Consider the following 5,402-nt stretch of genomic DNA (forward strand, 5'->3'; position numbering starts at 1 on the left):
GACGTGGGTGTCAATTAATTGCATGGGCACTGTGGGGTGGGCGTCCCGCCCGTCGTACAGATGAAGCATCTGGCGCGGCCATAATTAAAGTCGCGCCAAATGGCGGATCGGAGCGGCGGTCATTAACCATCGCGACGTTATGTCCTTGACTGATGACTCACCACAAAAAACAAACAGCTAAGAAGCAGCAGATGCCTTAGTGCTGTATCGCTTGAGGGTGCGTGCCAAGCGAGATTTTTTGCGAGCCCCGTTATTGCGGTGCAGGACGCCTCGCTTAACTGCTTTGTCGATTTTGCTGTATGCAGCTGACATACGCTGCTGTACCTCCTGTAGCAATTCAGGGGTGGGGTTGGCTGCGTAGGTTTCGACAGATGCCAAGAAGTTCTTGGTCAGCGTCTTGACCGCCGAAGCGTAAGCTTTATTACGCAAACGATTGCGTTCTGCTATTTCAACGCGCTTAATTGCGGACTTGGTGTTAGCCACTGCTCAATACCGAAGCGACACTATAATAATGAACATTCAAAATCCTGGAAAAACTAATATAACATCTATACTGCCGAGGGAGCGATCCCGATAAAAATCCAGGTTAAGCTAGAGAAACGAGTAGGGGTTAAGTTGGCATCTACATATTTTCGCCTGAATGCCTTTTGACCCTTTCTCAAAGCGGGTAATTCCTAACTAAGGGCGTTCCTAACTTCATGCTGCGAATCATTACTCAGCGGACTGAGGCAGAGGCGGAACTGCGGCGTATCCGCGATCGCACTTCCACTGACCAGATTGTTCACAAAGAAGCAACGGTTCGGGAAGTCCTACAGGCGGTACAGCGCCAAGGTGACCGGGCAGTCTTGCATTATACCCAAGAATTCGATCGACAATTCCTCACTCCAGAACAACTGCGGGTGAGCGGCTCGGAATTAGATGCCGCTTACCAACAGGTGTCCAAAGAGTTGTTGGATGCAATTCAGTTAGCGCGAGCCCAGATAGAAGCGTTTCACCGACAGAGAGTGCCTAAATCCTGGGTTCAATTTAAAGAAGATGAGGTAGTGCTGGGAAAGCGCTACACCCCAGTAGATCGGGCTGGAATCTACGTTCCTGGAGGTCGTGCTGCCTATCCCAGTACCGTGTTGATGAATGCTATCCCAGCTAAAGTGGCTGGAGTGCCCCGAATTGTCATGGTGACGCCGCCCGCGCCGCCTGCTGGGCACATCGGCCTAGACGAAAGCGAAATAAAGTCCAATCTTTCGCCGACATCTGCAAGCATCTCCCCCGCGCCAATTAACCCAGCCGTGCTAGTAGCTGCCCAAGAAGCAGGGATCTCCGAAATCTACCGTGTGGGGGGCGCTCAAGCGATCGCCGCTTTGGCCTACGGAACCGAAACTATACCGAAGGTAGACGTAATTACCGGTCCAGGTAATATTTACGTTACCCTGGCTAAAAAATTAGTCTACGGCACAGTGGGGATTGACTCGTTAGCAGGGCCATCGGAAGTACTGGTGATTGCAGACACAACTGCCAATCCAGTCTACGTAGCGGCAGACTTGCTGGCACAAGCGGAACACGACCCAATGGCAGCTGCCATTCTGCTGACGACTGATGCCGTGCTGGCGCAGAAAGTACAGGCAGAAGTCGAATGGCAATTGCGAGACCATCCGCGACGCCTGCTGACCGAGAAAGCCCTCGCTCACTATGGCTCGATCGTTGTCGTGGATTCAATCGCCGAGGCAGCAGAGCTTTCCAACGAGTTCGCACCCGAACACCTGGAACTGGAAGTAGATGACCCTTGGGCGATGTTGGATTTGATTCGCCATGCAGGTGCCATATTTATTGGTTCCTCGACCCCCGAAGCAGTGGGCGATTACTTGGCTGGGCCCAATCATACCCTACCGACTTCCGGTGCAGCTCGCTACGCTTCAGCGCTGGGAGTGGAAACCTTTATGAAGCACTCCTCAATCATCAGTTACTCGCCAACCGCGCTTCAAAAGGTTGCTAACCAGATCGATGTGCTGGCTAATGCTGAAGGACTCCCTTCTCACGCCGACTCAGTGCGACTCCGTATGCCCAGACGAGAAGGTGGAAACCAGGGATTGTAAGCACCTAAGCTGGAAAGGAAGAGGGCGAAAAGAGAGGGAAATGCGAAGCATCTGGAAAAAGTTTTTTTCGATGGTTCGTGAATAAATTCAGAGGCTAGAACCCAAATTAATGAGCTTTTTCGGCGTTCTGTTGCAAATCCCTCTTCCCTCGCGCTCTCCCACTCGCCCTCTCCCTTGTTGGTCAGAATATCGCTAAACTAAAGCCAGTCGTGACGCTCGGTGCCGATCGCTGAGTTTTAAATTCTTGTGAGGAGGTCTCATCTGTGATCGAAACAATTCTGGTGGCACTTGATGGATCGGAGCTATCGGAGCAAGTGATTGAGACTATAAACAGCATCCAATTGGGATCGGGGACGAAAATTATCCTTTCTCATGTCATGCCTCCGCCAGATGCTGATGTCGAATGGGCAGCCGATCGGCCTCACAGTAATTCCGAGGAACTGCCCTACAGACACATTGAAAAGCAGCTGCAATCCTACCAGGCTAATCTGCCTTGCCAGAGTGAATTGGAAATAGTCACTGGAGACCCAGCAGAAGAAATCGTTCGCCTTGCAAATATCTATCGAGCCGACCTAATTGTGATCGGGAGTCGAGGTTTAACTGGCTTAAAGCGGATTTTGCAGGGGTCTGTCAGCAGTCAAGTCGTAGCGGATGCCCCTTGTTCGGTGCTGGTAGTTAAGCCAAAATAGCAACAAAGCGACTCGATGAAGGCTGGCTAAGCAATACTTTGGCAGAAACTAACAAACTCCACCGAAGTGTTAAATTTTGCTTAAGCGACTCCGATCGACCTAGAATAAAATCCAAGCTAGAACTAAAGTTAAAATTTGGGAGTCGATACTACTGCCTTTAAAAACGCTTTAAAGAGCGAATATTATGGTTATTTACCTTAAAAAGGCGACTTTGGTGACTGGTGCGATATCAATCCTTGTGGGCCAGCAGATCGGTTGGAGCAATACTTCAACCGATCGAACTACGAACCAGTTATCAATGGAACTAAGTTTAAACGCTGCGGTATTAGCGCAAGTTCCTTCACAAGGTGGCACAGGCATTAATTACAAGCCCCCCAATCGAAGCGCTCCTTCGGAAACTGCGTCAGGTGGAGCGCGTAATTACGAGCAGCCAGCTATTTTGGAGTCTGGTGATGATTCGGTGATTCAGTTGCGGGGACCCGATAATACACCTGCTGCGCCAGATGCTCCCCCAGTCCGAATGCAGTCTCCTCCCAGGGTCTGTTCCGAAAACTTACCTGTACTCTTAGTTCCCCAGAATCACGCTGGGGAAACTACTTCTGGCCGTCCTACTTTTTTTTGGTATATGCCAGACACGCAATCGGTGGACTTTACGATCGAGAAAGTGGGGGTAGATAAGCCAGTATTTGAGGAAAAACTACAAATCCCAAAAGCAGGCATAATTCAAACCGAAATTCCTGAAAACCTACCGGAATTAGCTGTAGGCCAAGACTACCTTTGGTCGGTGTCAGTTGTCTGCGGCGATACAGGAGGTATGAAGAAAGTTACTCTTCAAGCTGCTATCAGGCGCGTAGCTGCAACACAGGAACTGAACAGGCGCTTAAAATCTGCCCGTTCTGAACGCGATCGCGCTAGAGTATACGCTCAGCAAGGATTCTGGTACGATGCCTTAAAAGCGCTCTCCAGCGCCTCTGAAGCTAAGCCGCAAGAGCAGTTGATTTCGGACGATTTTTACTCGCTTTTAGAGCAAGTCGGCTTGAATCAAGTGGTAGCGAAACAGCGGCAAAATCGACGAAGGTAGTCATCTTGCGATCGGAAAACTTCCCTGAAGAGATTTCCTGTTTTGCAACTAAAACAATAGGATTATGGTTATTTCCCGTCAAGAAGGGACTGTAGCAGCAAGTGCAGTCTCAATAATGTTGATACCGCTAATTGCTGGAAGCAACATTCTTTTCGATCGCACATTAAATAAGCTATCAATTGATTTCGACTTAAGCGCCAAAGCTTTGACGAAACCTGCAAGAGCGCTGAAAAGTATTGACTACAAACCGCCTAACCGTGGGGCTCCTTCCATTACCACAGCTGGTGGAGCGCGTCTTCGTCCTGCTACTGAGATTCAAGACGGGGGTGAGCGTACCGGTACTATACCTCCCCCCTGTTCCCAGCCCCTGGTGGTATTTTTGGTTCCGCAAAGCCATGCAGGACAAACTGTCTCCGGTCGTCCCACTTTTTTCTGGTACGTTTCCGATCCAAAAGTGAAAACAGTAGAGTTTAATTTAAAGAAAGCGGGGGCGAAAGAGTCGATATTCAGTAATGAAAGCGTCGATATTCCAGCAGCAGGGATAATTAAGCTTAAAATACCTGAAAACGTACCGGAATTGACAGAAGGGCAAGACTACGTTTGGTCAGTATCTAGCGTTTGCGTTGATAAAGGGGTAGTGAAAAAGAGGGTAGCTCTGGCTGGGATTACTCGCGTTGCTCCCACATCAGAATTGACAAAACAACTTGCTTCTGCTAAGTCAGAAAGCGATCGCGCCAAAGCCTACGCTCAGCAAGGCTACTGGTATGATGCTCTGGAGGCGCTATCGAAAGCTGCTGATGCTAAACCTGAAGACCCCTCAATTGTCGAGGATTTTTACTCGCTTCTCAAACAAGTTGGTCTAGATGGAGTGGTGGAGCAAGTCCGGCAACAATCGTAAAGATAGTGCCGATCGCCTGCTAATTGTCAAGAAATAGCTAGCTGCTTTGTTTGGCTTGCAAAAATTTTTTAAGCTGGAGCAAACTCAGAGTTTGTCCCAAACTTAGGGGTAGAAGAGACACCCCTTCTAGACGAGATTGCACCCAACCCTCTCCCCAGCACCATTCGTGAAAACCGTCAATACCCTGACTCAATAAAAAGCGCAGACAGTTGGATGCTGCCACATCAACTCGGTGTTGAATGGGTATCGGGCCTACTTGGCTGGTGAATATCAAGCCACGAGACAACTGTTCCGGTAATCCAGAGGATAAGTTTAGAGGCCACAGCCATTGTTGCAGCTGGCTCGGTTGCAGTAGACTGTCCCGGATGGCTGTTTCTTCAGCTTCTATCTCGATTCGCAGATTGCTTTTTTGAAATGTACCCAGCATCTTTAAAATTGCCTGTAGCGAGTTTGGCTTTGAGGGGCTCTACTTGTAGTTACCCGGCATTTGAGGCGGCAATATTTAAGGCCGTACCAAAAGCCTCACTTTAAAGTATGGCAAAACTTGACAGTTTCTGGCCAAATGCCTGCGGATGGCCAGCTGCTCGATCGGCAACTTAAAATAGGAGATGTGAAGAAATGTAAGGATTTTTCATGGCCGACCA

The 5,402-nt window shown here is 49.2% G+C and carries 6 protein-coding genes; 4 read left to right on the plus strand and 2 right to left on the minus strand.

Going from position 1 to position 5,402, the window contains the following annotated elements:
- Positions 1–177: 177 nt before the first annotated feature.
- Complete coding sequence (gene rpsT, locus H6S82_RS16415; protein WP_190464392.1) at positions 178–483, minus strand: 30S ribosomal protein S20; 306 nt, start codon at positions 481–483, stop codon at positions 178–180.
- 215 nt (positions 484–698) lie between these two features.
- Here rpsT and hisD point away from each other — a divergent pair, with 215 nt between their 5' ends.
- The 4 genes from hisD to H6S82_RS16435 all read left to right on the plus strand — a co-directional run bounded on the left by hisD (position 699) and on the right by H6S82_RS16435 (position 4,758).
- Positions 699–2,090: a histidinol dehydrogenase gene (gene hisD, locus H6S82_RS16420; protein ID WP_190464391.1), complete on the plus strand. Its 1,392-nt coding sequence runs from the start codon at positions 699–701 to the stop codon at positions 2,088–2,090.
- Between the two features lie 263 nt (positions 2,091–2,353).
- Entirely contained in the window at positions 2,354–2,779 is a 426-nt protein-coding gene (locus H6S82_RS16425; RefSeq protein ID WP_190464390.1) for a universal stress protein, read from the plus strand.
- A 184-nt stretch (positions 2,780–2,963) separates the two neighbouring features.
- Positions 2,964–3,860, plus strand: coding sequence for a DUF928 domain-containing protein (locus H6S82_RS16430; RefSeq protein ID WP_190464389.1), 897 nt, complete (start codon positions 2,964–2,966; stop codon positions 3,858–3,860).
- A 64-nt stretch (positions 3,861–3,924) separates the two neighbouring features.
- Positions 3,925–4,758 carry a DUF928 domain-containing protein gene (locus tag H6S82_RS16435; RefSeq protein ID WP_190464388.1) on the plus strand — a complete coding sequence of 278 codons (834 nt, stop codon included), beginning with the start codon at positions 3,925–3,927 and terminating at the stop codon, positions 4,756–4,758.
- 37 nt (positions 4,759–4,795) lie between these two features.
- Here H6S82_RS16435 and H6S82_RS16440 read toward each other — a convergent pair whose 3' ends face one another.
- Positions 4,796–5,185, minus strand: coding sequence for a hypothetical protein (locus tag H6S82_RS16440; RefSeq protein ID WP_190464387.1), 390 nt, complete (start codon positions 5,183–5,185; stop codon positions 4,796–4,798).
- Positions 5,186–5,402: the final 217 nt, after the last annotated feature.

The organism is Planktothrix sp. FACHB-1355, from assembly GCF_014748295.1.
GTDB lineage: Bacteria > Cyanobacteriota > Cyanobacteriia > Cyanobacteriales > Aerosakkonemataceae > Aerosakkonema > Aerosakkonema funiforme_A.